This is a genomic window from Mesorhizobium sp. M8A.F.Ca.ET.208.01.1.1, from assembly GCF_004791315.1.
Taxonomy (GTDB): Bacteria; Pseudomonadota; Alphaproteobacteria; order Rhizobiales; family Rhizobiaceae; genus Mesorhizobium.
Genome location: NZ_SRUT01000001.1, coordinates 434,509 through 459,727, shown reverse-complemented (window position 1 = coordinate 459,727; position 25,219 = coordinate 434,509). Strand labels below are relative to the sequence as shown.

Sequence of the window (25,219 nt, the reverse complement as noted above, 5' to 3'; positions counted from 1 at the left end):
CGCAAAGCCAAAAACGACAGGCCAGCAGGTCAGACATCAGGGAGCACGCCATGGACGCCGCGGTCGATGCGAGCACCAGCCAGTTCGAACTCACCGAGGAACAGCGCGCCATCCAGGAGATGGCGCAGGCCTTCGCCGCCGATCGCGTCGCGCCGAACGCACTCGACTGGGACCGCAGGAAACTCTTCCCCGCCGACGTGATCCGCGAGACAGGGCCGCTCGGCCTCGGCGGCATCTACATCAGGGATGATGTCGGGGGATCGGCTCTCGGACGCCTCGACGCAGTGCTGATCTTCGAGGCGCTGTCGCACGCGGATCCGGCCTTTTCGTCCTTCATCTCTATCCACAACATGGTGGCATCGATGATCGACCGTTTCGGCAATGAGGAGCAGCGACAGCGCTTCCTGCCGAAGCTCACCTCGATGGAATGGCTGGCGAGCTACTGCCTGACCGAGCCGGGTTCCGGTTCCGATGCCGCCGCCCTGAAGACGCGCGCGGTGAAGAGCGGCGGCGACTATGTGCTCAACGGCGCAAAGCAGTTCATCTCCGGCGCCGGCGACAGCGATGTCTATGCCGTCATGGTGCGCACCGGCGCCGATGGCCCGAAAGGCATCTCCACCATCGTCGTGCCCAAGGATGCGCCAGGCCTGTCCTTCGGGGCCAACGAGCACAAGATGGGCTGGCACATGCAGTCGACCCGCCAAGTCATCTTCGAGGACTGCAAGGTGCCGGCCGAGAACCTCCTGTCGGGCGAAGGCGCCGGTTTCGGCATCGCCATGGCCGGGCTCGACGGCGGCCGGCTGAACATCGCCGCCTGTTCGCTGGGCGGCGCGCAGTCGGCGCTCGACAAGGCGTTGGCCTACACGGCCGAGCGCAAGGCCTTCGGCTCGAAGATCAACCAGTTCCAGGCGCTGCAGTTCAGGCTGGCCGACATGGAGACCGAACTGCAGGCAGCGCGCATCTTCCTCTATGCGGCGGCCTCGAAGCTCGACCGCAAGGCTCCGGACGCCGGTAAATGGTCGGCGATGGCAAAGCGCTTCGTCACCGACACCGGCTTCAACGTCGCCAACGATGCGCTGCAACTGCTCGGCGGCTATGGCTATCTGCATGATTACGGCATCGAGAAGCTGGTCCGCGACCTGCGCGTCCACCAGATTCTGGAAGGCACCAACGAGATCATGCGCGTCATCATCGCGCGGGCGCTGATAGGACGCTGAAGCCAGCAAACTCCGGGAGTGAGACAAATGACGACGATCGCCTTCATCGGCCTCGGTAACATGGGCAATCCGATGGCCGCCAATCTCGTCAAGGCGGGGCATGCGGTGCACGGCTTCGACCTGATGACAGAGAACCTGACGATCGCGCGCGAGCATGGCATCACAATCATGGCCAACGCCGTTGCCGCCGTGAAGGATGCCGATGTCGTCATCACCATGCTGCCTGCCGGCAAGCACGTGCTGTCGGTCTATGAGGATATCGCCCCCAAGGCGAAGAAAAATGCCTTGTTCATCGATTCCTCGACCATCGACGTGGAATCGGCGCGCAAGGCGCATGCAATCGCCGCCAAACACGGCCTGCTGTCGATCGATGCGCCGGTCTCCGGTGGCACCGGCGGGGCGACAGCCGGCACGTTGACCTTCATGGCCGGCGGTTCCGACGATGCCTTCGCCGCCGCCGAGCCGATCCTGAAGCCGATGGCCGGGCGCATCGTCCATTGCGGCGGTGACGGCGCCGGCCAGGCCGCCAAGATCTGCAACAACATGATCCTCGGCATTTCGATGATCGGCGTTGCCGAGGCCTTCGTGCTGGCGGAGAAACTCGGCCTGTCGCATCAGGCGCTGTTCGACGTCGCCTCGACCTCGTCGGGCCAATGCTGGTCTCTGACCACCTATTGCCCGGTGCCCGGCCCGGTGCCCACTTCGCCCGCCAACAGGGATTACAAGCCGGGATTTGCCGCGGCTCTCATGCTGAAAGACCTGAAATTGTCCCAGGAAGCAGCGCTTGGCGCGGGCGCCGTGACACCGCTCGGCGCCGAGGCGGCGCAGCTCTATGCGCTGTTCAACGCCCAGGGCCATGGCGGCGCCGATTTTTCCGGCATAATTAATTTTCTGCGCGGCAACCCGGCCTAAACAGCGGATTCGATAGACTTTTCCCGGGTCTTTGCGGAGAAAGACCCGCAAATTTAGATTTGCTTAAGCTCTCGATAACTCTGCGGTAACGATGTCCCTATAAAACGGATTGCGAGGCGGACATATCGCATCCGCCCGGCGCTCCGGATCAGGTCTCGCGTACCGGAGCCCGTAAGTTTCGCAAGTGTCTTCGTAGCGAAACGCCATGCGTATCTGGCAAAGCCGCGTTCCCGATGGGGCGCGGTTTTTGCATTTCAGGCCCCTTTGCTATCCACGATCATTTATATTCCGATCGCCGCACCCGGGATCGGCACGTGATCTTCATTGGTCAGCACGATCGGTGCATCGACGCCGTCGACGCGGACCACGAGCAGGCGCGTGCTCCATGTGCCTGCATTGCGAACGAGATGCGAAAACACGGTGCCCTTGCCCTTGGCGCCGTGGACGGGAATACTGAACTGGGCGTCGCCGGCGCCATTCGCATTGACATTGAGATTACCGCCGACCCAGAAATTATCGGCCACATCGTCGCCGATCGTGGCCTTCACCCGGGTGTCGGCACGGACGGCGTCCATGGTCATCCGGTAGGCGTCGCTGCCCTTGAGCACGAAAGGGATGCTGCCGACCATCGTCGCACAGCCGCCGATGCTGACCACCCAGACGGCAAGACCGGCAATCGCCCAGTTGCGCTGCGTCTTGCGGAATTGCTCGGCGTCGCGCCAGGCCCGGTTCCGCCAGGCCCAGCGGCTGCCGCGTGCGCCGAGCACGAAGATCATGATGAGGTTGACGACGGGGATCAGCGCCAGCAGCGCGATGAAGGTACTGTTGCCGATGCCCCAAATCCAGTTCAGGAAGAAGGCGCCCCAGTTCCAGCGGTCGAGTTCGGCTGGAATTTCAGCCGGCTGGTTGAGCGGTTGTCCGGCCATTGCTTCCCCCTCAGTAACTATACCGGCTGGTTCTAGCCCATGATCTGGACGATGCGCAAAATCAAAGTTCCGCGCACCCCCATGCGCCTGAGCAGACACTGTGGATCAGGTCTTTGTGGAAAGCCGGCGAAAATTCGCCTTCACCGCTCGGCTGGCGGGCTTCAGCGCGGCGCTGATTGATCGTTCCGCCGCAATGCCATTGAGCAGCGACGGAGTAAGGCCGGAAAAGATCTCGGGCCAGAAACGGGTCGCCGATTGCAGCAGGGACATCTGCGCCGCGATGACGCCTTCAGCCAGCGCAACCGTCTTCTCGTTGACTGCCCGCGCGGTTTCGGTTCCCCACGGCTGGCCGCTTCCGGCGTCCATTGCCATGAGAGGCAGGCGCATCATCGCCACCATCGGCGCCAGCATGAGATCGCTGCCGATCGTGACCGCTTCTCGGCGGCGCCGGCTCCTGCCAGTCCTGTTCATGAACACAATCCCCATAGGGCAGCCGCTGCGCTGCGCCATCAACTACGCGCGGTAGCAATATTCGTTCCGACCGCGACGATATTTTGAGGCAGGCGTCCGATTGGTGGGCGCCTGCCTCGTTTCTTAGCGCTTGCGCAGGTCGGCCTGCGCCAGGTCGAGCGCCTTGCCGATGCGCTCGCAGGCCATGTCGATGGTGTCGCGGGTCCAGATCAGCGGCGGCGACAGGATCATCGTGTCGCCGGTGGCGCGCAGCATCATGCCGTTGGCGATCGCGTGGTCGCGCACAACAACCGCAGCACTTCCCGACGGCAGGAAGCGCTCCTTCGTCGCCTTGTCCTTGACGATCTCGATCGCGCCCATCAGGCCGATGGAACGCACCTCGCCGACCAGATCATGCCCGGCGATGCGCTCCTGCAGCGCCTTGGCGAAATAGGGTCCGGTGTCGTTCCTGACGCGGTCGACCAGGCCTTCCCTCTCGATGATCTCGAGGTTCTTCAGCGCCACGGCGCAGGCAACGGGGTGCCCCGAATAGGTGTAGCCATGGTTGAACTCGCCGCCCTTCTCGACCAGCGCCGACGCAATGCGATCGCCCACCAGCAGCGCCGAGAGCGGCTGATAGCCCGACGTCAGCGCCTTGGCCGTGGTGATGGTGTCCGGTTCGATGCCGAAGGTCTGGGCCGCGAACCACTCGCCTGTGCGGCCATAGCCGGTGATGACCTCGTCCAGCATCAACAGCACATCGTATTTGCGGCAGATGCGCTGCACTTCGGGCCAGTAGCTTGCCGGCGGGATCTTGACGCCGCCCGCGCCCATCACCGGCTCGCCGATGAACGCCGCGACCTTCTCGGCGCCGGCCTCCAGGATGGCATCCTCGACCGATTTGGCCGCGCGCAGGCCGAAATCATGGTCGCTTTCGCCAGGCAGAGCCAGCTCATAGGCATAGGGCATCATCACATGGACGATGTTGGGCACCGCGCCGTTGAGCTGCTTGTGCATGGCATCCATGCCGCCGAGCGAGGTGCCGGCGATGGTCGAGCCGTGATAGGCCATCTTGCGCGAGATGACGCGGTTCTTCTCCGGCTTGCCTTCCAGCACCCAATAGTGGCGCACAAGCCGCAAGGCGGTGTCGTTGGCCTCTGAACCGGACGAGCCATAAAACACCTGGTTGACGTTTTTCGGTGCGATCTCGGCCAGCTTCTTCGACAACAGCACCGGCGTCGGCGTCGAGCATTTGAAGAAGGAATTGTAGTAAGGCAGTTCCTTCATCTGGGCATAGGCAGCCTCGGCCAGTTCGTCACGGCCGTAGCCGATATTGACGCACCACAGGCCGGCCATCCCATCCAGCAGTTCCGTCCCTTCGGAATCGTAGATGAACGGGCCATTGGCGTGAGTGATGACGCGCGCGCCAGCCTCGCGCAACTCCTTATGGTCGGTGAAGGGATGCAAGTGATGCGCGGCGTCGATCTGCTGAAGCTGCTTCAGCGAATAGTTCTGATAGGTCATTGATTTGATCTTTCCTCTGAAATCATTCCGGCGGCGCCGGGGCGAATTCGTCAGAGGACGGCAGGTGGCGAATAACCGATACGGGCGCACAGCCGCAAAAGCTCGGCGCGCAGCGTGCGCGATGACGGTGTCACCGCGACCCGAAACGCACGAGCTGATAGTCTAGCGAGAGCCATGAAGGTACCTTAGAGCAAAGGGCGGTCGAGGTGAACCACCCTTTGCTCAAGTGGTGCTGGAATGAGATCAGGCTTCGCCGCTCAGCGCCCGCTGCAGAAACACATACTTCATCGCCGTCTGCGCCGCCTGCGGCCGGCGGTCGCCGCGCCCGCCATGTCCGCCTTCGGTCTCCTCGAAGAACAGCGTTTTGCCATGTCCGGCCTCCAGCAGGCGGGCCGCCATCTTGCGCGCGTGGCCGGGGTGGACCCGGTCGTCGGCGGTCGAGGTGGTCAAGAGTACCGGCGGATAGGCGGCATCCGCCTTGACATGTTGATAGGGCGAATAGGCCGAAAGCCACTGGGCATCTTCCGGCTTTGACGGATCGCCATATTCGGCCATCCACGAAGCGCCCGGCGGCAATTCGGTGTAGCGCAGCATGTCGAGCAGCGGCACCTCGATGATGACGGCGCCGAAAAGCTCGGGATGCTGTGTCAGGGAAGCGCCGGTCAGCAGGCCGCCGTTGGAGCCGCCCTGAATGCCGAGCGATTGGGCTGTCGCAATACCGCGCCTGACGACATCCTCGGCCACCGCGGCAAAGTCGTCGAAGCCGTTCTGGCGCTTGCCTTTCAGCGCCGCCTGGTGCCAGCCAGGTCCGAATTCGCCACCACCGCGAATGCAGGCCTGCACATAGGCATTGCCTTTCTCCAGCCACAGCCTGCCGCGCACGCCGGCATAGCCAGGCAAGAGCGGCACTTCGAAGCCGCCATAGCCATAGAGCAGCGTCGGCACCGGCCCGTTCTGGTCCCGCCGCCTGACGACGAAGTAAGGGATCATCGTGCCGTCCTTCGATCGTGCCTCGAACTGTTCCGAGATCAGCGGCGAGGCATCGAAGCGGGCCGGCTGCGACTTCACGGTGGCCAGCGTCTCGCCATCGTCATCGGACCAGATGATCGAGCTTGGCGTGAGGAAATCGGTGAAGGAAAAGGACACGGTGGAGCCGAAATGCTCTGCATGGCTGATGCCGACAGTGCCGTTTTCAGGCAGCGCGACAGGCTTCAGCGACCAGGCGCCATCCTTGCGCTCGCAGACGATAACTTTGCCGCGGACATTGTCCATCAGGTTGATGAACAGGCGGTCCTGCGTTCTGGCGAGCCCGGCAATCGAGACGCGATGCGCCGGCGCCAGCAAGGTCTCGATGGCGCCAAAACCGCCAGTTTCGATCCAATACGCGAAGTCGAGCGAATAAAGCCCGTCCGGCTGGCATGCGGTGCCGTCCGGCGCCGTCCACGGAGTGCGCACCCCGAACACCAGCTGATCCCTGAAGAGCGCGGTGTCGGTAACGTCGTCGGGCAGCGGGATGCGGCGGTTCTCGCCCGAAGGGAGGCGCAGGAAACTGTGCGATGCGAAGAAGTTGAGTGTCCGCGCCAGAAACAGATGGCGCTTCTCGCCGTCGAACTCGACGCCGGCGCCAACGGCGAGATCCTCGGTCTTTCCCTCGAAGATCGGGGTTGCCTCTTCCAGCCTGGTGCCGCGCTTCCAGAGCTTGACCACGCGCGGATATCCGGACTCTGTCTTGTCGGCCTCTTCGAACGCGGCCGAGACGATGACCGTGTCCTCATCCAGCCAGCCGAAGCCCGATTTCGAGGCCGACGCCTGAAAACCGCCTTCGACGAAGGACTTGGCCGCGATGTCGAACTCGCGCATTGCACTGGCATCACCGCCATCGGGCGACATCGAGACCAGGCAGCGGTTGAAATCGGGGTAGAGTCTGACAGCGCCGCCGAACACCCACTTTATCCCCTCCTTCGCCGCCAGTTGGTCGAAGTCGATGATCGTTTCCCATTCGGGCTTGTCGGTCTTGTAGGAAGCGACTGTCGTGCGCCGCCACAGGCCGAGCGCATTGGTCTTGTCCTGCCAGAAATTGTAGACATGGCCCGCGATTGCCGCGCCGACCGCGATATTGTCCTCGGCCGTCATCAGGTCGAGTGCCGTCTGGAACGACGCCTGATAGGACGGATCGCCCTGCAATTGCGCCACCGTCACCTCATTCTGCTGGTGAACCCAGTCGAGCGATTGTTTGCTGGTCCTGTCCTCCAGCCAGAGAAAGGGATCTTGCGTCTCGTCAACTGGCCCTGGCTGCCTTTGTGCGATCGAATTGGTCATGCGGGTCTCCGAAAAATTCATCAGGCTCGGTGCCACAAACATCGGCATGACGCTACCGACATTCAACGGGAACACGTAAAACGGTTCGCGGACGCGACAGCTGTTCAGAGCAGGCAGCCGGCATGCAACATCTTCACATCGCAACCGAGAAGTTCAGCCCATTCCACGGAAGCGGGTGGAGGGAATACATCGAGTGGTCGGGCCTCACCCAGTTGACCGAAGTCGTTACGCTCGACGGAATGCTTTGCCCGGTTGCGCTCCCGCAGATCAAGGACAACTACCGGCCTCACATCGTCAACGAAGACAACATGCTCGATTTCTTTGTCGACCTGGACTTCCTGCTCTCGGAATTGGGCGATCCCGCCAACTTCAACATCCTTGGCGTCATCCGAAGGCCTCCGGCAGACGTACGATCGCTTGGTTGGGACGGGTTCACCTTCATGGGCTATGACCTGATGGATCAGGCTGTCGGCGTCAGCGCTTTGACCAATTGCGGTGGCTTCCCAGACGTGTTTGCAAATGCAGAGCTGTCCAGGGTCGGGCTGATTGATGACTTCGATCGAGCCGTGGAGATTCGGGATTCGCCGCGCAGGATGCATCCCGAAGAACGCCATGCCGACTGTGACCTCTGGGCCATTTTCAGGCTGGCGAGCAAACCGGGACCAGGGATTTGAGCATCCCGATACCCCGATGCTACACAACCCGTCTTCGAATAAGCGTCGCCAGCGCCAGCGTGGCGCAGATCGCGCCAAGCGTGGCCGGCAGGCCACCCGCGCCAAGCACATCCATCATGCCACCGGTAAGCGGCGGGACCAGAATGCCGCCGACGCCCCACATCAGCGAGAATGCCGCATTGCCGGCAACCAGCGCCGAGCCGGTAAAGCGCTCGCCGAGCTCGATGATCGACATCGTGTAGATGCCGTAGGACACCGCGCCCCAGACGAAGACGCAGGGCCATATCAGCGGGGTTTCGATCAGCAGCGGCAGCAGCACACAGCCGCCCAGCGTCAGCAAGACGCAGAGGAAACGTACCAGGCGGGCCGTCAGCCGCTCGGCCAGCAGGCCAAGCGGCACCTGCATGGCAATGTTGCCGGCAATCATGACCGCCAGCAGCGCCGACATGCGCGCCTCCGCGATGCCATGATGCGTGCCATAGACAGGCAGCAGCGCCAGCGCCGCCTGCTCGAAGCCGGCGGCCACGACCACCGCCGACAGAAGCAGCCAGGCAAGCGGCATGAAACCCATCACCGAAACCCGATGCCCGGCCTCGTCCACCCTGGGCAGCTGCGGCAGAACCGACGCCAGGCAAAAGCCGCACAGCACGAAGGCGCCAATCCCGACAAGGAATGGCGGCCAGCCTTCCGTGCCGACGGCAAGCAGGCAAAGCGGCCCGGTCGCGAAGCCGGCGGAAATGATCGTCGAATAGAGACCCATGATGCGGCCGCGCCGGGCCGGCGGTGCCAGCGCGATCACCCAGATTTCACTGAGCACATAGAGCGGGTTGGTCACCACGCCGATCAGGAAGCGCAGCGGAAACCAGAGATAGACGTTCTGCGTCCAGCCGATCAACGCCAGCACGATAGCCGAGAATGCGGCGCAGGTGAGCGCCGTGCGCCCTGCCCCGAACCGGCGCGCCAGGCCAGGTATCAGCGGCGATGACAGGATGAAGCCGACAGGGGTCATTGCCGCCGACAGGCCGATCATCGCTGGCGAGACGCCCTGGCGCTGCAGGATGAAGCTCAAAAGCGGATAGGACAGGCCCTGCGCGATGGCGAACACGGACACGGTCGCGATCACACCGGTGATCGCCGCCCACTGCATCCTCTCGTCGCTTTTGGTGTCCACCAAGTCCATGATCCCCAGTGCCGTCGCGGTTGCAGACTTAGCGGTTCGGCCCGATGGCGGTAAGCCCTGCGGCCCGAACCGACGCGCGGCTCCAGCCAAACCTTGTCAGGAGCCTCCGCGGCGGGCCGATCTATAGAGCGCGAAGGCGACCAGCAAAGCGTCGAGGCCAATGATTACGGTCGGCAATCCCAGTGGTCCGATCGCTTGCATCAGCAGGCCCGCACCCGGCGGACCGACGATGCCGCCGACGCCCCACAGCAAGGCGAAAGCCGCATTGCCGGTGACCAGCAGCGAGCCCCCGAAGCGGCTGCCGAGTTCGACGAGCGCCATCGTATAGACGCCGTAGCCGACCGCGCCCATTACCAGAAGCACGCCCCAGATCAGCGGTGTGGTGATCAGCAGCGGCAGCAGGACAGCGCAAGTGGTCGTCGCCACCGCGCAGGCCAGGGTCATCGGCCGGCCACCGAAGCGCTCGGCGAGCAGGCCAAGCGGGATCTGCAAAAGGATGTTGCCCAGCGACAGCGCCATCACCAGCGCGGCGAGCACGGCCTCAGGCTGGCCGTAGCCTGCGCCGAACACCGGGACCAGCGCATAGGTGCTCTGCTGAACGGCGGCCGAGACCAGCACCGCCAGCAGCAGCGCCGGCGCCAGCCGGGCAAAACCGACAAAACTTCCTGCTGGCTGGCCGTCATCCTCAAAGCCGGCAAGCTTCGAGGAGACAAGGCGCAAAATGACCGCGCAAAGCAAAAAGCCGCCAATGCCGACGCTGAAGGGTGCCCAGCCCTCGATCCCGATAAAGGTCAGGGTAAACGGACCGGCCGCGTAGCCGGCGCCCATCAGTGTGTTGAACACCCCCATCACCCGGCCGCGTCGCGACGGCGGCGCCAGCGACAGCGCCCACACCTCGCCAAGGATGTAGAGCGGATTGATGACCACCCCGATGATGAAGCGGATGACGTACCAGGCCAACCAGTTCTGCAGATAGCCGATGCCCAGGAAGCACAGCGCTCCGATCAGCGAGCATCCGACTGCCAGGTTTCGCGCACCGACCAGCCGGACCGCCGCCGGCACGAAGGAGGCCGACAGGATCAGCCCGAGCGGCATCATCGCTGCCGACAGACCGATCAGGCCTGGCGACATGCCTTGCTTCTGCATCAGCAGCGTGAACAGCGGCGAGCTCAGCCCTTGCGCCGCTCCGAACATGGCCAACGCGGCGGTGACGCCGGCGAGCGCTGCCCACTGCGTTCCCGCTTCGCCTTCGCTCGAGCCGGTCGCGACCATGCTGTCATTCCATGTGAGGTGCCGGCTGCCCTCCCGCCGACAGCCCTCACCAGCTACTGGTTCGATCCAGGGAAAGAAAGGGCCGCCGAGGAAAATCCGCTTGCGCCAAGGGATGAATGATCAGCCGAATGTCGCGGCAGCGCGGCTGCCGTTCGGGCATGTCGCTTCCCTCGCCCTAGTGGTCGCCGCCTCCGCAATGGCCGGACGGGCGCCGGTCCATTATGCCGCCCGTTATCGCATCCTACGAGGACCATCATGACCGCCGCCCTACAACCTTCAGAACCGGCTTTGGCACCCGACCGTGCCCGCCGTGGCGGTCGCGCCGGAAAGCGGGCCGGTGGCTCGGCCGCGTTCGAGCAGCCGGCTTTCCGCCAGCTGAAAAATCCACTGACGCCGACCAAGCTGGTTTCCGAGGATGAGCTGGAATCGATCCACCTCGCCTCCCTGCGCGTGCTCAGGGAAATCGGTGTCGATGTCCTGCACGACGAAGCCCGCCGTATCATGAAGGCGCATGGCGCCGATGTCCGCGAGGGCTCGGAGCGGGTGCGCTTCGACAGCGACATGATCCTCGATCTGGTGTCGAACTGCCCGTCCGAATTCACCATCCATGCCCGCAACCCCGCCCACAATGTGCGCTTCGGCGGCGACAATCTGATCATTTCGATGATGGCCTCGGCGCCCAATTGCTCCGACATCGATCGTGGCCGCCGGCCAGGCAACCAGCAGGACTATCGCAATTTCCTGCGGCTGGCCCAGATGCACAACATCCTGAATTGCACGGGCGGCTATCCGGTCGAGCCGACCGATATTCACCCGTCGGTCCGCCACCTCGAATGCATCCGCGACCTCGCAACGCTGACCGACAAGGTGTTCCACATCTATTCGCTCGGCAAGGAGCGCAATGTCGACGGCATCGAGATCACCCGCATCGCGCGCGGCATCAGCCACGAGCAACTGCTCGCGGAGCCGTCCGTCTTCACCATCATCAACACCAACTCGCCGCTCAAGCTCGACGTGCCGATGATGGAAGGCATCATCCAGATGTCGAGCAAGGGCCAGGTCGTCATCGTCACGCCCTTCACCCTGTCGGGCGCCATGGCGCCCGTCACCATTGCCGGCGCGCTGGTGCAGCAGAATGCCGAGGCGCTGTCGGGCATTGCCTTCGCCCAGATGGTGCGCAAGGGCGCGCCGGTCGGCTATGGCGGCTTCACCTCCAATGTCGACATGAAATCCGGGTCACCGGCCTTCGGCACACCCGAATACATGAAGGCGCAACTCGTCGGTGGCCAGCTTGCCCGCCGCTACAACATTCCCTACCGCACCTCCAACACCTGCGCGGCCAACACGGTCGACGCGCAGGCAGCCTATGAAAGCGTGTTCTCGCTGTGGGGTGCCATCCAGGGCGGCGGCAATCTGATGATGCACGCCGCCGGCTGGCTGGAAGGTGGCCTGCGCTGCTCCTACGAGAAGACCATTCTGGACATCGACCTGCTGCAGATGGTGGCAGAATTCCTGACCCCGCTCGACCTCTCCGAAGAGGCGCTCGGCTTCGACGCCATCCAGTCGGTAGGCCCCGGCGGCCACTTCTTCGGCACCCAGCACACGCAGGATCGTTACAAGACCGCCTTCTATTCGCCCATCCTGTCCGACTGGCGCAATTTCGAGACCTGGGCCGAAGCCGGCTCGCCGACAGCGCTGGAAAAGGCCAACAAGGTCTGGAAGGAGCGGCTGGGGTCCTATGAGGAGCCTTACATGGACCCGGCGATCCGCGAGGAACTCAACGCCTTCGTCCAGAAGCGCACCGCCGAAGGCGGCGCACCGACCGATTTTTGATCGTACGCCGTAGTGAGCTTTGACTTCCAAAGTCGAGGCCGCTCGCGGCGAACTGAACCAACTGATTCAATTTACACAAAAACGGACCTATCTTCATGAAATCCCATGTAAAAGCGGTTGTCATCGGCGGTGGTGTCGTCGGCTGTTCGGTGCTCTATCACCTGGCCAAGGCCGGCTGGACCGACATCATGCTGATCGAGCGGTCCGAGCTGACCTCGGGCTCGTCCTGGCACGCGGCGGGCGGCTTTCATACGCTGAACGGCGATCCGAACGTCGCCAAGCTCCAGGCCTACACCGTCCAGCTCTACAAGGAGATCGAGGAGATTTCGGGCCAATCCTGCTCGCTGCACCTGACCGGCGGCGTGATGATGGCCGATACGCCCGAGCGCATGGATTTCCTGCGCCTTGCCCACGCCAAGGGCCGCTATCTCGGCATGGACACCGAGCTGATCACGCCGTCCGAGGCCAAGGCGATGTTCCCGCTGATGGACGAGACCAATTTCGTCGGCGCGATGTGGGATCCGGTCGAAGGCCATCTCGACCCCTCCGGCACCACCATCGCCTACTCCAAGGCGGCCAAGAAACTCGGCGCCGAGATCGTGCTGCGCAACCGCGTCGTCGACCTGACGCAGCAGCCGGACGGCACCTGGAACGTCGTCACCGAACAGGGCACGGTTCACGCTGAACATGTCGTCAACTGCGGTGGCCTGTGGGCGCGCGAGATCGGCCGCATGGTCGGCGTCGAGCTGCCGGTGCTGGCCATGGAGCACATGTATCTCCTGACCGAGCCGATGCCGGAGGTCGAGGAATTCAACAAGTCGACCGGCCGCGAAATGATCGGAGTGCTTGACTTCAAGGGCGAGATCTACACCCGCCAGGAACGCAACGGCATCCTGCTCGGCACTTACGAGAAGGCCTGCAAGCCGTGGTCGCCGGTCAACACACCGTGGGATTTCGGCCATGAACTGCTGCCGCCCGATCTCGACCGCATCGCGCCGTCGCTCGAAATCGGCTTCAAGCATTTCCCCGGTATCGAAAAGGCCGGCATCAAGCAGATCATCAACGGCCCCTTCACCTTCGCGCTCGACGGCAACCCGCTGGTCGGCCCGGTGCAGGGCCTGACCAATTTCTGGTGCGCCTGCGCTGTTATGGCCGGCTTCAGCCAGGGCGGCGGCGTTGGCCTCGCTCTCTCCAATTGGATGGTCCATGGCGATCCGGGCTTCGACGTCTGGGGCATGGATGTCGCCCGCTTCGGCGAATGGGCCGGCCTGCGCTACACCAACGCCAAGGTGCGCGAAAATTATTCCAGGCGCTTCTCCATCCGCTTCCCCAACGAGGAACTGCCGGCCGCACGTCCGGCGCAGACGACGCCGCTCTATGACACCATGCTCGCCAACAACGCCGTCATGGGCGACTCGTGGGGCCTCGAGACACCGCTCTGGTTCGCGCCCAAGGGCAAGGAGCCGAAGGACATCGTCTCCTTCCACCGCTCCAACGATTTTGGGCCGATCGGCGAGGAAGTGCGCGCCACCCGTGAAAGGGTCGGCGTCACCGAAATCGCCAACTTCGCCAAATACGAAGTATCGGGGCCGGGTGCGGAAGAGTTCCTCAACCGGCTGATGACCAACCGCATGCCGAAGACCGGCCGCATCGTGCTGACGCCGATGATCAACGAATTCGGCAAGCTGATCGGCGACTTCACCATCGCCAAGGCTGGCGAAGACCGCTTCATGATCTGGGGTTCGTCGGCCGCGCAGAAGTACCACATGCGCTGGTTCGAAAAGCATCTGCCGAAGGATGGTTCGGTCCGCATTCATCGCTTCGACCAGACATTGGTCGGCCTCTCCATCGCCGGGCCGAAGTCGCGTGACCTCCTGCAGAAGCTGGTCGATGTCGACATTTCGACCAAGGTTTTCCGTTTCATGGATTTCCGCGAAATGGCGGTCGGCGGCGCACCGTGCCTGGTCAACCGCATCACCTACACCGGCGACCTCGGCTACGAAATCTGGATGGCGCCGGCCTACGAGCGCCTGGTCTATAAGGCGATCAAGGATGCCGGGGAGGAATTCGGCATCGTCGATTTCGGCATGCGCGCCTTGCTGTCCATGCGCCTGGAAAAGAACTTCCCGACCTGGTTCCGCGAGCTGCGGCCGATCTATGGCCCGTTTGAAGGTTCGATGGACCGCTTCATCAAGCTCGAGAAGAACGATTTCATCGGTCGTCAAGCCGCCGCCAAGGAACAGGCGGAAGGCCCAAAACTGCGCCGCGTCTCTTTCATCGTCGACGCGGCCGATGCCGACGTGATGGGCGACGAGCCGATCTGGGCCAAGGTCAGCAAGGATTACGGCACCGTCGAAAAGCCGCATGGCTACGGCGCGCCGCGCTTCGACACTTCAGGCAAGGAAATACGCGGTTCAAAGGCCGCCGAAGGCGCGTCCGCCGTGCGCGGCATCGTCGACGGCGACTGGCGCGTGGTCGGCTGGGTGACGTCGGGCGGCTATGCGCATTACGTGCAGAAATCGATGGCGCAAGGCTATGTGCCGGCGGCACTCGCCGAGGATGAAAGCGCCGGCCTGTTCGAGATCGAAATCCTCGGTCACCGGCGTCCGGCCCGCATCAATGTCGAGGCGCCCTTCGACCCGAGTGGCGAGAAGATGCGGAGCTGAGGTTTCGCCATGGACAGCGCGGCGCCAAAGGGAAGCTTCGGCCGCCACCGCAAGATCATGCCTTTTGTATCAGGCTCGATCGAGGCGCTGCGCGACGCCTCACGACAGAAGGCCGCTGGGCTCAACCAGCATGTGCTGGGTTATGGCGCGGTGGCTGAAGCGGAATGGGCCGCGGCAGACATTGCCGCTCCCGACCTGCCCGCCATGCGGCAATATCGGCTCGACCGCATTCGCGCCGAGCTGAAGCGCCGCGGCTATGCCGGCGCCCTGCTCTACGACCCGGTCAATATCCGCTATGCGACCGACAGCACCAACATGCAGCTCTGGGTGGCGCACAATCCGACGCGGCATTGCTTCGTCGCCACCGACGGGCCGGTGGTTCTGTTCGACTACTTTTCCTGCGAGCATCTTTCCGACCACTCCGGTGTCGTCGATGAAGTCCGCCCCGCCATTTCATGGATGTATCTCTATGGCGGCGAACTGACCGAGCACAAAGTCCGCCGCTGGGCCGCCGGCATCGCCGATCTGGTCAGGGAGCACGGCGGCGGCAACAACCGCATCGCCGTCGACCACATCAATCCGGAAGGCGTCGAAGAGCTCCACCGCCTTGGTATCTCCATCGGCAATGGCGAAGCCGTGATGGAAAATGCCCGGCTGATCAAATCACCGGACGAAATCCTTGCCATGCGCCGCGCCATTGTCGCTTGCGAGGCGGCGATGGGCGAGATGGAACAGGCGTTGAAGCCCGGCATCTCCGAGAACGAATTGTGGGCCGAACTGCATCGCGGCAACATCGCGCGCGGCGGCGAATGGATCGAAACGCGGCTGCTGACATCGGGACCGCGCACCAATCCGTGGTTCCAGGAATGCTCGTCGCGGATCATTGTATCAGGCGATCTTGTCGCCTTCGACACCGACCTGATCGGCCCCTACGGCTTCTGCGCCGATCTCTCACGCACTTGGCTCTGCGGCGATATAAAGCCGACCAACAAACAGCGCGACCTGTTCCGCATCGCCGCCGATCAGATCGAACACAACACGGCACTGATGCAGCCCGGCATCTCCTTCCGCGACCTTGTCGAACGCTCAGCAGTGCCGCCAGGAGACTGCTTCCCGACCCGCTACGGCGTTCTCTACCACGGCGTCGGACTTGCCGACGAATACCCGACCTTGCCGCATGCCAGCGACTGGACATCCGATACGCCCGACGGTGTGCTGGAACCAGACATGGTGCTGTGCGTGGAGAGCTATATCGGCCGGCTCGGCGGCGGCGAAGGCGTCAAGATCGAGGAGCAAATCCTGATCACCGAGACCGGCAACGAAAAACTTTCAACCTACCCGTTGGATCAGCGGCTGCTCGGCTAGGCCGGCAAGCGCCTCGCGCATCGCGCGCACGGTCTTTTCCGGCGTCGTTTTCGCGGTGATGAACGGCAGACCTTTGCGCCGTGCTGTCCAGCCGACGATCACGACCTTGCGCGCCGCCGGCTCGAAGCGTTGTGCCAGCGCCCAGCTTTCGCAATCGAGCGCGGCGACATCCGCCATGCCTTCGGCGACCGCCACGATCGAGTCGCGATGGCCGCCGCTTTCGCCACGCGATGAAAAGATGTCCAGGTTTTCGCCGACCGCTTCCAGGTCGCGCGTCAGCGCGATGATGCCCGACATGGAATCGAGGCTGTTGAAGGTGAAGCGCTTGCCTCGGATGAGATCGAGCGGCAGTAAGGCCTTGCCGTCGGCGGGTGACCGAACCTCTGGCCCCTCGCCCGAGCGCATCACCAGCGCGCTGGAATAGAGCTCGCCCTGTCCGCCCTCATAGGCGTCATAGCTTGGCTGGCCGACCACCTGCACATGCCGCGACAGACCGAGCTCCATCGGCCCCCAGCAGGTCTGCGCGAACAGCAGCGCCGGATGAAGCCAGAGCTTGTGGAAATCGAGCTCGTCCGGTGGCAGCGTCGCCGGATCCGGAGCGATCAGCCCCCCCTGGGCGTCGTGGATACCGCCTGGCACGGCGGGCAGGTCAGCGTTGCGCCGCACGATGGATTGCGGCGCATCGATACCCCTAGGCCGGAAAGCATCGCGCAACGACGCCCATTGCGCGTCGACCTCGTCGCGCACTTCGGGCCAGTCGTACATCGGCAACGCCGCAATCAATTCGCTCATGCCGATATCAAACCACATGCCTCGAAAAAAGTTCGCAAAAACGCGGCGCCCAATCAGAATTGGCCGACACGGCATCCACCCTATCGGCGGATCCTATTCCTTGGGTGGCTCGGCCGGGACCGGCACCGTGCCAAGTCCATTGATGTTGCGCGCCCTGACGCGCGGCTTGAACGCCCTGCCTGGCTCGGGCGCACGCCGCAGCACCGGATGCACGATCGGCTCCTTGGCCTTGAAGGCATAGGATTTGAGCAGCGCGAAATAGTTCGGGTAGGCATAGCCATTGTTCATCCGCAGCCATTCCTCGCGCCGGTCACGAAACAGCTTCGGCAGCCGGTACCAGGCGATCGTCGGGCTCTTGTGATGGACGAAGTGCAGATTGTTGTTGAGGAACAGGAACGACAGCGGCGAGCGCTCGACGATCACCGTGCGGCCTTCCGGATGCTCCGACCACTGATGCTCGGCATAGGTGCGGATCGAGATCAGCGACTGGCCGAGCCACACCGGCACCAGCACATAGAGCCAAACCGGCATGCCGAACCCGAACTGCACGACCGGCAGCACCACGGCAAGGCCGATCGCATGCAGCAGCCAGGCCTTGCGGATCGCCTTGTCGCCGGCAATCACATGCTTGGCATCGTCGATGAAGAAGCCGATGCAGGACAGCCACGGGCCGAGCACCAGACGACCAGCCATGGTGTTGTTGACCTTCAGCACGAATTTCATCAGCGGCGGCATTTCTTCGTGCATCCAGAGCGCCTGGTAATAGCTCTCGGGATCGTCCAGCGGATCGGTCAGGCGCTCGTCCGCATGGTGGCGCAGGTGAATGGTCTTGAAGCGGCGGAACGGCCACGCAAGACCGATCGGCAGGAAGACGAAGGCCTCATTGACCAAAGCGTTGCGGGTCGGGTGACCATGAAGCACCTCATGCATGATCGAGGACTGCAGAGCCAATGTAACGGCCATGACGACAAGGGCCAGGATGGGATAGGATGGCCAGAGGAAGAGGCCGGCGGCGAACCACGTGCCGTAGCAGAAGAAAGTGAGGACCACGGTCGGCCATTCGATGGCCGGTTTGCTGCTTCGACGGATGCTCTTGCCTGGTATGCTTGCCATGCTATCGACCACTGTCCCTCAGTCGCCGGAACCCCAAATGGTTCCTGACAGCATTGTGTCAGGAGAAGTGATTCCACTCAACGCGACAAAGTGCACAAAATGTTGCGATTGCGCATTTTTGACTGCATATGTTGTACATTGTAAACAATCTTAGGGATTCATTTACGCCTCGGAGCCCTGCTGCAGGGGCTTCGGCGCAAATTTTTCCTCCGGAAGACGGGAGCAAGGCCATGGACAAGCGCGATCTGTCGACGATCTTTCGGGAGCGTCTGAAGCTCCTCCTGACACGCTCGGATCTCAATCAGTCGGCGTTCGCGTCAGCGGTCGGCATCGATCGGTCGGCGCTGTCGCAGCTGATGTCGGGCGCGTCGACCCGCCTGCCGCGAGCCGAAACGCTGCTCAACATAGCCGCCGAATTCAAGGTGTCGCTGGACTGGCTGCTCGGCTTGAGCCAGGACGAAGGCGTAACCGGCGAAATCCGCGAGAGCCTCGAAATCGAGGAAGCGCCCGACGGCTTCGACCGCACGCTGCTCGCCAAATGGTTCGCTGAAGCCGCCGGCACCAAGATCCGTTATGTGCCGGCCGGCATTCCCGATCTCCTGCGCACCCGCGCGCTCGTCGACTACGAGGCCAACATCACCAACAGGAGCCGCCTGGCGCAGGCCAGCGAGACGCAATACCGCATCGAATACAACCGGCGTCCGGAAACCGACATGGAAGTCTGCATGCCGCGCCACACGCTGGAAATCTTCGCCCGCGGCCTCGGGGTGTGGGACCGTTTCCCGGCAGCCGACCGCCAGCAGCAACTTGCCCATATGGCGACGCTGCTCGACGACCTCTATCCGACCTTCCGCCTGTTCCTCTATGACGGCCGCATGCGCTATTCCATCCCGCTCACCATCTTCGGTCCCTATCGCGCCGCCATCTATGTCGGAGACATGTATGTGGTGCTGAACGCCACGCAGCCGGTCCAGGCGCTGACACAGCATTTCGACAATCTGATCCGTGCCGCAGACATCAACCCGCATGAGGCTGCCGCCTTCGCCCGCAACCTGGCCGGCATGTCGTTCGCATCAGGCTAAGCCTGAGCGCGCTCTACATCGCAATTTCATTGACTAGACATAAAGACTTCTTTATATCCTTATTCGAATTTCAAGACATGAAAGCCAATCCGATGACGACGAGCAATCCGATCGAAGCCCTGCTGGCTGAAAAGGGCGTGCTGCTGGCCGATGGCGCCACCGGCACCAATCTGTTCGCCATGGGTCTGGAGGCCGGCGAGGCGCCGGAACTGCTGAACGAAACCGCGCCCGACACCATCACCAGCCTGCACCAGAATTTCGTCGACGCCGGCGCCGACATCATCCTGACCAACTCCTTCGGCGGCACCCGCCACCGGCTGAAGCTCCACCATGCCCAGGACCGCGTGCATGCGCTGAACAAGCGCGCCGCCGAAATCGCCCGTGCCGTCGCCGACAAGGCAGGCCGCAAGGTGATCGTCGCCGGTTCGGTCGGCCCGACCGGCGAATTGCTGGTGCCGCTTGGCGCCATGACTTATGACGAGGCGGTCGACGCCTTTGCCGAACAGATCGAGGGCCTCAAGGAAGGTGGCGCCGAAGTCGCCTGGATCGAGACCATGTCGGCGCCCGACGAGATCCGCGCCGCCGCCGAGGCCGCCATCCGCGTCGGCCTGCCCTACACCTATACCGGGTCGTTCGACACCGCCGGCCGCACCATGATGGGCCTGCTGCCGAAAGATATCCACGGCGTCGCCGACGGCCTGTCGCAGGCACCGCTCGGCGTTGGCGCCAATTGCGGCGTCGGCGCCTCCGACATCCTGGCTTCGCTGCTCGATATGACGCAGGCGAAGCCGGAGGCGACCGTCATCGTCAAGGGCAATTGCGGCATTCCCGAATTCCGTGGCACCGAAATCCACTATTCCGGCACGCCGGAATTGATGGCCGACTATGTCCGGCTCGCTGTGGATGGCGGAGCCAAAATCATCGGCGGCTGCTGCGGCACTTCGTTTCAGCATCTTGCCGCGATGCGCAAGGCGCTCGACGCCCACACCAGGGCGGATCGTCCGACGGTCGAAAAAATCGTCGAGCGCATCGGTCCGATGCGCAACAAGGTGGCGACGGCAAACACCGCCGAGACCAGCGAAGCCCGCCGCGAGCGGCGGCGCGGCCGGGCCTGACGCGATTTCTTTTGCGGCTATTCGCTGTTGTCGGCGTAGCTCGACTGCGCCGACCTGAAATCGACGACATTGTCGCCGCGCATTGTCGCCAGCACACCCGATGCGCCCGGATCGGTAATCTGCTCCAGCATGGCGCGGAAGCGGTCATTGGTCAGCGCCGACATGGCGGTGTGACGCGCCTGCGCGACATCATCGCTGATGCGTCTGGATTCGGCTGACGGGGCTGATGAAACCGCCGAAGCATCCCGTGCCGGCGGAGTCGAGTTGGCGATGGTTCTGATCTGCAATTCCGGCTCCCTCAAGCCTTAGACATGACCGGTGTAGCGAGAGGAAATTGCTATCCGGTACCGGAAATGCAGCGCAATTTAACGATCCGGCGCGCTGCCCTAGGATCTGTTGAGATTCAGGTCAGGCCGAGCCGAAAACAGTGACTTTCGAGAACCGGAGCGGAGCGTACTTAAGTACGTGAGCACCGGAAGCGCAGGGAGCGTACTTAAGTACGTGAGCACCGGAAGCGCAGGAAGCCACTGTTTGCAGGCCGGCATCACCTGAATATCAACAGATCCGAAAAAAAGGCCGGCAAGGGAAAGTATCCCTCGCCGGCCTGCCTCACCCGCCCGTGGGCCGGCTATCAGAACGATCCCATCATCTGAAAGAAGCCGGCCTTCATCGCCACTACCGGTTACCGCCCAGCGCCGAGGCAAGGCGCACAAGCGAAAGGAACTCGGACCTGTACCCAAACGGGTCGGCTCCTCGGGCGGCAGTGGCAATCTCCATGATCTTGTCGTAGCCGAGCTTCGCGGTCGCATCCTCGTCGCGCAGCTTCTGGCCGAAGGCCGCCACCGCGACGGAGAAACGCTGGTCGGTGCTCGCCTGGTCGAAGGAAGCCACCTCGTTGGCAGAGGTCACCGGCGTGGTGATCAGCTTCGAGACGTCCTCGTTGGGCAGCTTGTAGCGTATCTTGACGAAGGCATATTCGTCCGCATTGGCAACGCCGCCATTGTTGACCGTGGCCTGACCATAGCGCAGCGGATCGATCTGCTCGCCGCCACTGCCTTTGGGCGTGATCTCATAGATCGCGGTGACCGAATGGCCCGAGCCGATGTCGCCGGCATCCACGCGGTCATTGTTGAAATCCTCGCGGTTGAGCGCCCGAGTCTCGTAGCCGATCAGGCGGTATTCCGAGACCTTGCTCGGGTTGAACTCAACCTGGATCTTCACATCCTTGGCGATCGGGAACAGGGTCGAGGAGGCATCCTTGACCAGCACCTTCTCCGCCTCGGCCAGCGTGTCGATATAGGCGGCGGTGCCGTTGCCGTTCTGTGCGATGGTCTGCATCATCTGGTCGTTCAGATTGTCGTGGCCGAAGCCGAACACCGACAGGAAGACACCCGACTTGCGCTCCTGTTCGATCAGGCGCTTCAGATCATCGTCGTCGCTCTGGCCGACATTGAAGTCGCCATCGGTGGCCAGCATCACCCGGTTGACGCCATCCTTGACGAAGGATTGCTGGGCAAGCTTGTAGGCCTCCTTGATGCCGGCCTCGCCGGCCGTCGAACCGCCGGGCGTCAGATTGTCGATGGCGTTGAGGATCTTGTCCTTTTCGGCCGCCTTGGTCGGCATCAGCACGGTGCCGGCCTCTCCGGCATAGGTGACGATGGAGATCGTGTCGTCGACCTTCAGCTTGCTGACCAGCAGACGGAATGCCGATTTGAGCAGCGGCAGCTTGTCCGGCTCGTCCATCGAGCCCGAGACATCGATCAGGAAGACCAGATTGGCCTTCGGCTGCTCGGTCGGCTTGATGTCGAACCCTTTGATGGCGACATGCATCAGCTTGGTGTGCTCGTTCCACGGCGTCGGCATGACGCTGACGGTCGAGTTGAACGGCGTCGATGCCGAGTCCGGCCCCTTCCAGTCATAGGGGAAGTAATTGATCATCTCCTCGACCCGGACCGTGTCGGCCTGCGGAACCGACCCTTCCTTCAACGAACGGCGCACGAAGGAATAGGAGGCGGTGTCGACATCGATCGAGAAGGTCGAGACCGGGTCTTGCAGGGCCGCATGCACCGGATTGGTCTTGAAGTCCTCGATGCGGTTGCGGTTTTCCTCTTGCGGCGCGATCTGATCCGCCGGTGCGGTCGGCTGCGGCGCCATCAGCTTGGATTCGGCAGCCGGCATGCGGGCAACCCGCGACGGCGCGCTTGTCGTGCCGTCGACCGCGAACTCGCCTGTCGGGGCCGGCGCTGGCTTGTAAGCCCGCAAAGTGGCCGACTCGGGTTCGTTGACCGTTGCCGGGGCCTCATTCGGCGTCACGTCACGCGTGCGTCCGTCCTGCTGCGCCACGCCGCCTGCGGCAGTCGTCTGCGGCTGCGGCGGCGAGGCTGGTGGCGCAAGCGCGTCGCTGGCATCGCGGCTTTCCACATCCGCGTCGGCCTTCTTGTCTTTCGCCAGTTCCGTCGGGGCCTGCTTCGGCTCGGCGGTGGTCGGCTTCACGGTAGCCGGCTTGTCGGCCAGCGTTTCGGTGATCTTCTGGTCGCCGCCAAATTTGGGCGGCTGTTCCCTCAGCACATGGAAGGTGGCGTATCCGGCGATCGGCAGGGCGACGAGCCCGGCAAGGGCCGGCGTGGCAATGAGTTTCTTTTGCATGATCTCGCTCCAGAGCTTTTGTGCTCGCTCTGTGAGACGAAGGCCGCCGGCCGATCCTTGGGTGACAGCAGAAATATTTTCCTGGTCGTAGGCGCGCAGGGCGGCCTCGAAGGCACGCGCCTTCGCGCTCTCGCCGGGTGCGGGTATTGCTGCGTCACGCAGCTTTCTGAGTTCGTTGTCGTCGACCATGGTCACACTTCCCCGGCTGAACGCATCAACGTCTTCAGCCGTTTCTTCGCTTCATGGATGTGCCAGGAAACCGTCGTCTCCGAGATCGCCATCGCCTCGGCGGCGGCCGCGTGGCTCAAGCCTTCGCCATAGACAAGCATCACGGCATCGCGCTGCTTGTCCGGCAATTGCCGCACCGCCGCCCACAGCGCTTCGGCAGGGTCTTCGCTCTCGGCCGGGGCCTCACCCGAAATCAGCGCATGGACGCCATAGGCCTCGGTCTTGACCGTCTCGCGCGCGGTCTTGCGCATCATATCGCGCGCGGCGTTCATCGTCATGGTATAAAGCCATGTCGTGAACGCACCGCCGCCGCGATAATCGCGGATCGCCTTGCCGAGCCGGACGCAGACTTCCTGGGCGATGTCTTCGGCATCGGCCTTCCTGCCGCACCAGCGATAGGCGGCGCGATAGACGAAGTCGTAGTGACGCTCCAGCAATTTGCCGAAGGCCCCCCTGTCTCCGCCCTTCGCCCGCCCGATCAGTTCGGCGTCGGAGGCTTCGCTCTCATCCAGCATCATCGCCATCATTTGCCTGTTGGACGAAGGCTAATGGCTAATCCTTGGGGTGATGGAAAGATTTTTTTCGAAAAGGGCCTTTTGCCCCTGTTGAGGTTCAGGTCAGGCCGGCCTCACCTGAATGTCAACACGCCTGGCCCGCCGCCCAGCCCGACGACCATGCCCACTGGAAATTATAGCCGCCGAGCCAGCCCGTGACGTCGACGACCTCGCCGATGAAGAACAGGCCGGGTATCGATTTCACCCGCATCGTCTTCTGGTCGAGCCCGTTGGTGTCCACCCCGCCGAGCGTCACTTCGGCCGTCCGGTAGCCTTCCGAACCGGCTGGCTTGATGCGCCAGTCGTTGACCGCGGCCTCGACGGTTTTGACCTGGGCCTCGGAAAGATCGGCAAGATTGCCATTGAGCCCGGTTCGCTCGGCTATCGCTTGGGCAAGCCGTTTCGGCAAGTGATTTGCCAGCACGGTCTGCACCGCTTGCCGGCCATTGCCGCGCTTGGCGGCGCGGAGGAGCTCAGCCACGTCCGTGCCCGGCAGCATGGCGATGCGGATTTCATCACCCTCTCGCCAATAGGATGAGATCTGCAGGATGGATGGCCCGCTGACGCCGCGATGCGTGAACAGCATCGCCTCGGAGAACCGCGCCTTGCCGCAGGCAATCTCGGCGTCGACGGCGTTCCCGGCCAGGGGCGAAAGCCGCTCGAGCGTTTTTGCATCGAAGGTCAGCGGCACCAGGGCAGGCCGTGTTTCGACGACGGCAAGGCCAAACCGATCGGCAAGTTCGTAGCCGAAGCCCGTCGCGCCCATCTTGGGGATCGACTTGCCGCCACAGGCCACCACCAGGGACCGGCAAGAGACCGAGCCGGTGGAAAGCCTGAGTTCAAATCCTTCCTCGGTTTTGCTGACGGTCTCGACGGAAGTCGACAATACCAGCTCTGCGCCCCTGCCCTGCATTTCCGAGACCAGCATGTCGATGATCTGGCGCGCCGAGCCGTCACAAAACAGCTGCCCCAGTGTCTTCTCGTGATAGGCAATGCCGTAGCGTTCGACGAGCGCAATGAAGTCGCGCTGCGTATAGCGGCTGAGCGCCGAGGTGCAGAAATGCGGATTCCTCGAGATAAAATTCTTCGGGCTCGTATGGATGTTGGTGAAATTGCACCGACCGCCGCCGGAGATGCGGATCTTTTCGCCAGGTGCCGCCGCATGATCGAGGACTAGCACCGAACGGCCGCGCTTGGCGGCCTCCACGGCGCACATCATTCCGGCGGCGCCGGCGCCAATGATCACGACACCATAGGATTGCATCAGGCTTATCGTTCCCGCATGACCCGCGCCGCTTTAGCGGGCGAGCCGGTCATCCCGCCTGATACCTCCAATGTGGCGCGCGGCCAA

The 25,219-nt window shown here is 63.1% G+C and carries 20 protein-coding genes; 8 read left to right on the top strand and 12 right to left on the bottom strand.

Annotated elements, in window-relative coordinates:
• Window positions 1-50: 50 nt before the first annotated feature.
• Together EN851_RS02220 and mmsB are read left to right on the top strand one after the other, a co-directional pair.
• Window positions 51-1,217, top strand: coding sequence for an isobutyryl-CoA dehydrogenase (locus EN851_RS02220; protein WP_135915721.1), 1,167 nt, complete (start codon window positions 51-53; stop codon window positions 1,215-1,217).
• A 27-nt stretch (window positions 1,218-1,244) separates the two neighbouring features.
• Window positions 1,245-2,129, top strand: coding sequence for a 3-hydroxyisobutyrate dehydrogenase (mmsB, locus tag EN851_RS02215; protein WP_127279363.1), 885 nt, complete (start codon window positions 1,245-1,247; stop codon window positions 2,127-2,129).
• Between the two features lie 281 nt (window positions 2,130-2,410).
• On the opposite strand, the gene EN851_RS02210 is transcribed toward mmsB, so the two are convergent.
• From EN851_RS02210 to EN851_RS02190, 4 genes are all read right to left on the bottom strand, one after another.
• Window positions 2,411-3,055: a cytochrome c oxidase assembly factor Coa1 family protein gene (locus tag EN851_RS02210; RefSeq protein ID WP_127279362.1), complete on the bottom strand. Its 645-nt coding sequence runs from the start codon at window positions 3,053-3,055 to the stop codon at window positions 2,411-2,413.
• Between the two features lie 105 nt (window positions 3,056-3,160).
• Window positions 3,161-3,526: a hypothetical protein gene (locus EN851_RS02205; protein ID WP_135929134.1), complete on the bottom strand. Its 366-nt coding sequence runs from the start codon at window positions 3,524-3,526 to the stop codon at window positions 3,161-3,163.
• A gap of 123 nt (window positions 3,527-3,649) precedes the next feature.
• Window positions 3,650-5,029 (bottom strand): aspartate aminotransferase family protein, encoded by a 1,380-nt coding sequence (locus EN851_RS02200; RefSeq protein ID WP_127279361.1) that lies wholly within the window; start codon window positions 5,027-5,029, stop codon window positions 3,650-3,652.
• 243 nt (window positions 5,030-5,272) lie between these two features.
• Entirely contained in the window at window positions 5,273-7,348 is a 2,076-nt protein-coding gene (locus EN851_RS02190; RefSeq protein WP_135866742.1) for a prolyl oligopeptidase family protein, read from the bottom strand.
• Between the two features lie 122 nt (window positions 7,349-7,470).
• On the opposite strand from EN851_RS02190, the gene EN851_RS02185 reads away from it, so the two are divergent.
• Window positions 7,471-8,022, top strand: a complete 552-nt coding sequence (locus EN851_RS02185) for a hypothetical protein (protein WP_135928438.1) — start codon at window positions 7,471-7,473, stop codon at window positions 8,020-8,022.
• A 19-nt stretch (window positions 8,023-8,041) separates the two neighbouring features.
• On the opposite strand, the gene EN851_RS02180 is transcribed toward EN851_RS02185, so the two are convergent.
• Together EN851_RS02180 and EN851_RS02175 are read right to left on the bottom strand one after the other, a co-directional pair.
• Window positions 8,042-9,202 (bottom strand): MFS transporter, encoded by a 1,161-nt coding sequence (locus EN851_RS02180; RefSeq protein WP_135866738.1) that lies wholly within the window; start codon window positions 9,200-9,202, stop codon window positions 8,042-8,044.
• Between the two features lie 96 nt (window positions 9,203-9,298).
• Window positions 9,299-10,474, bottom strand: a complete 1,176-nt coding sequence (locus EN851_RS02175; protein WP_135928437.1) for an MFS transporter — start codon at window positions 10,472-10,474, stop codon at window positions 9,299-9,301.
• Window positions 10,475-10,729: 255 nt separating this feature from the next.
• Here EN851_RS02175 and EN851_RS02170 point away from each other — a divergent pair, with 255 nt between their 5' ends.
• From EN851_RS02170 to EN851_RS02160, 3 genes are all read left to right on the top strand, one after another.
• The gene (locus tag EN851_RS02170; protein ID WP_135928436.1) at window positions 10,730-12,307 is read left to right on the top strand and encodes a trimethylamine methyltransferase family protein; all 1,578 of its coding nucleotides are present in this window, start codon (window positions 10,730-10,732) and stop codon (window positions 12,305-12,307) included.
• 95 nt (window positions 12,308-12,402) lie between these two features.
• Window positions 12,403-14,973 (top strand): FAD-dependent oxidoreductase, encoded by a 2,571-nt coding sequence (locus tag EN851_RS02165; protein ID WP_135928435.1) that lies wholly within the window; start codon window positions 12,403-12,405, stop codon window positions 14,971-14,973.
• A gap of 9 nt (window positions 14,974-14,982) precedes the next feature.
• Window positions 14,983-16,338: a Xaa-Pro peptidase family protein gene (locus tag EN851_RS02160; protein ID WP_135928434.1), complete on the top strand. Its 1,356-nt coding sequence runs from the start codon at window positions 14,983-14,985 to the stop codon at window positions 16,336-16,338.
• Here the strand turns inward: EN851_RS02160 and EN851_RS02155 are convergent.
• Together EN851_RS02155 and EN851_RS02150 are read right to left on the bottom strand one after the other, a co-directional pair.
• A complete protein-coding gene (locus tag EN851_RS02155; RefSeq protein ID WP_135928433.1) occupies window positions 16,303-17,130 on the bottom strand; it encodes a PhnD/SsuA/transferrin family substrate-binding protein in 828 nt (275 codons plus the stop codon). The two genes, EN851_RS02160 and EN851_RS02155, sit on opposite strands and share 36 nt — an antisense overlap.
• A 93-nt stretch (window positions 17,131-17,223) precedes the next feature.
• A complete protein-coding gene (locus tag EN851_RS02150) occupies window positions 17,224-18,243 on the bottom strand; it encodes a fatty acid desaturase (protein ID WP_189521747.1) in 1,020 nt (339 codons plus the stop codon).
• 230 nt (window positions 18,244-18,473) lie between these two features.
• Between EN851_RS02150 and EN851_RS02145 the strand changes: the two genes are divergently transcribed.
• Both EN851_RS02145 and bmt read left to right on the top strand, forming a co-directional pair.
• Complete coding sequence (locus EN851_RS02145; protein WP_135928432.1) at window positions 18,474-19,325, top strand: helix-turn-helix transcriptional regulator; 852 nt, start codon at window positions 18,474-18,476, stop codon at window positions 19,323-19,325.
• 92 nt (window positions 19,326-19,417) lie between these two features.
• The gene (gene bmt, locus EN851_RS02140) at window positions 19,418-20,440 is read left to right on the top strand and encodes a betaine--homocysteine S-methyltransferase (RefSeq protein ID WP_189521746.1); all 1,023 of its coding nucleotides are present in this window, start codon (window positions 19,418-19,420) and stop codon (window positions 20,438-20,440) included.
• A gap of 17 nt (window positions 20,441-20,457) precedes the next feature.
• Here the strand turns inward: bmt and EN851_RS36135 are convergent, their stop codons facing one another.
• The 4 genes from EN851_RS36135 to EN851_RS02115 form a co-directional block, all read right to left on the bottom strand.
• Window positions 20,458-20,727, bottom strand: coding sequence for a hypothetical protein (locus tag EN851_RS36135; protein WP_167531374.1), 270 nt, complete (start codon window positions 20,725-20,727; stop codon window positions 20,458-20,460).
• Window positions 20,728-21,115: 388 nt separating this feature from the next.
• Entirely contained in the window at window positions 21,116-23,275 is a 2,160-nt protein-coding gene (locus tag EN851_RS02125) for a von Willebrand factor type A domain-containing protein (protein ID WP_135928430.1), read from the bottom strand.
• Between the two features lie 2 nt (window positions 23,276-23,277).
• Window positions 23,278-23,838 (bottom strand): RNA polymerase sigma factor, encoded by a 561-nt coding sequence (locus EN851_RS02120; RefSeq protein ID WP_127871520.1) that lies wholly within the window; start codon window positions 23,836-23,838, stop codon window positions 23,278-23,280.
• A 115-nt stretch (window positions 23,839-23,953) separates the two neighbouring features.
• The gene (locus EN851_RS02115) at window positions 23,954-25,132 is read right to left on the bottom strand and encodes an NAD(P)/FAD-dependent oxidoreductase (protein WP_135928429.1); all 1,179 of its coding nucleotides are present in this window, start codon (window positions 25,130-25,132) and stop codon (window positions 23,954-23,956) included.
• Window positions 25,133-25,219 lie beyond the last annotated feature (87 nt).

Coding starts and splice junctions, on each gene's coding strand:
- EN851_RS02165 (WP_135928435.1), top strand. CDS start 12,403: ATGAAATCCCATGTAAAAGCGGTTGTCATCGGCGGTGGTGTCGTCGGC.
- EN851_RS02220 (WP_135915721.1), top strand. CDS start 51: ATGGACGCCGCGGTCGATGCGAGCACCAGCCAGTTCGAACTCACCGAG.
- EN851_RS02160 (WP_135928434.1), top strand. CDS start 14,983: ATGGACAGCGCGGCGCCAAAGGGAAGCTTCGGCCGCCACCGCAAGATC.
- mmsB (WP_127279363.1), top strand. CDS start 1,245: ATGACGACGATCGCCTTCATCGGCCTCGGTAACATGGGCAATCCGATG.
- EN851_RS02205 (WP_135929134.1), bottom strand. CDS start 3,526: ATGAACAGGACTGGCAGGAGCCGGCGCCGCCGAGAAGCGGTCACGATC.
- EN851_RS02210 (WP_127279362.1), bottom strand. CDS start 3,055: ATGGCCGGACAACCGCTCAACCAGCCGGCTGAAATTCCAGCCGAACTC.
- EN851_RS02175 (WP_135928437.1), bottom strand. CDS start 10,474: ATGGTCGCGACCGGCTCGAGCGAAGGCGAAGCGGGAACGCAGTGGGCA.
- EN851_RS02125 (WP_135928430.1), bottom strand. CDS start 23,275: ATGGTCGACGACAACGAACTCAGAAAGCTGCGTGACGCAGCAATACCC.
- EN851_RS02185 (WP_135928438.1), top strand. CDS start 7,471: ATGCAACATCTTCACATCGCAACCGAGAAGTTCAGCCCATTCCACGGA.
- EN851_RS02200 (WP_127279361.1), bottom strand. CDS start 5,029: ATGACCTATCAGAACTATTCGCTGAAGCAGCTTCAGCAGATCGACGCC.
- EN851_RS02115 (WP_135928429.1), bottom strand. CDS start 25,132: ATGCAATCCTATGGTGTCGTGATCATTGGCGCCGGCGCCGCCGGAATG.
- EN851_RS02155 (WP_135928433.1), bottom strand. CDS start 17,130: ATGAGCGAATTGATTGCGGCGTTGCCGATGTACGACTGGCCCGAAGTG.
- bmt (WP_189521746.1), top strand. CDS start 19,418: ATGACGACGAGCAATCCGATCGAAGCCCTGCTGGCTGAAAAGGGCGTG.
- EN851_RS02120 (WP_127871520.1), bottom strand. CDS start 23,838: ATGGCGATGATGCTGGATGAGAGCGAAGCCTCCGACGCCGAACTGATC.
- EN851_RS02190 (WP_135866742.1), bottom strand. CDS start 7,348: ATGACCAATTCGATCGCACAAAGGCAGCCAGGGCCAGTTGACGAGACG.
- EN851_RS02180 (WP_135866738.1), bottom strand. CDS start 9,202: ATGGACTTGGTGGACACCAAAAGCGACGAGAGGATGCAGTGGGCGGCG.
- EN851_RS02145 (WP_135928432.1), top strand. CDS start 18,474: ATGGACAAGCGCGATCTGTCGACGATCTTTCGGGAGCGTCTGAAGCTC.
- EN851_RS02150 (WP_189521747.1), bottom strand. CDS start 18,243: ATGGCAAGCATACCAGGCAAGAGCATCCGTCGAAGCAGCAAACCGGCC.
- EN851_RS02170 (WP_135928436.1), top strand. CDS start 10,730: ATGACCGCCGCCCTACAACCTTCAGAACCGGCTTTGGCACCCGACCGT.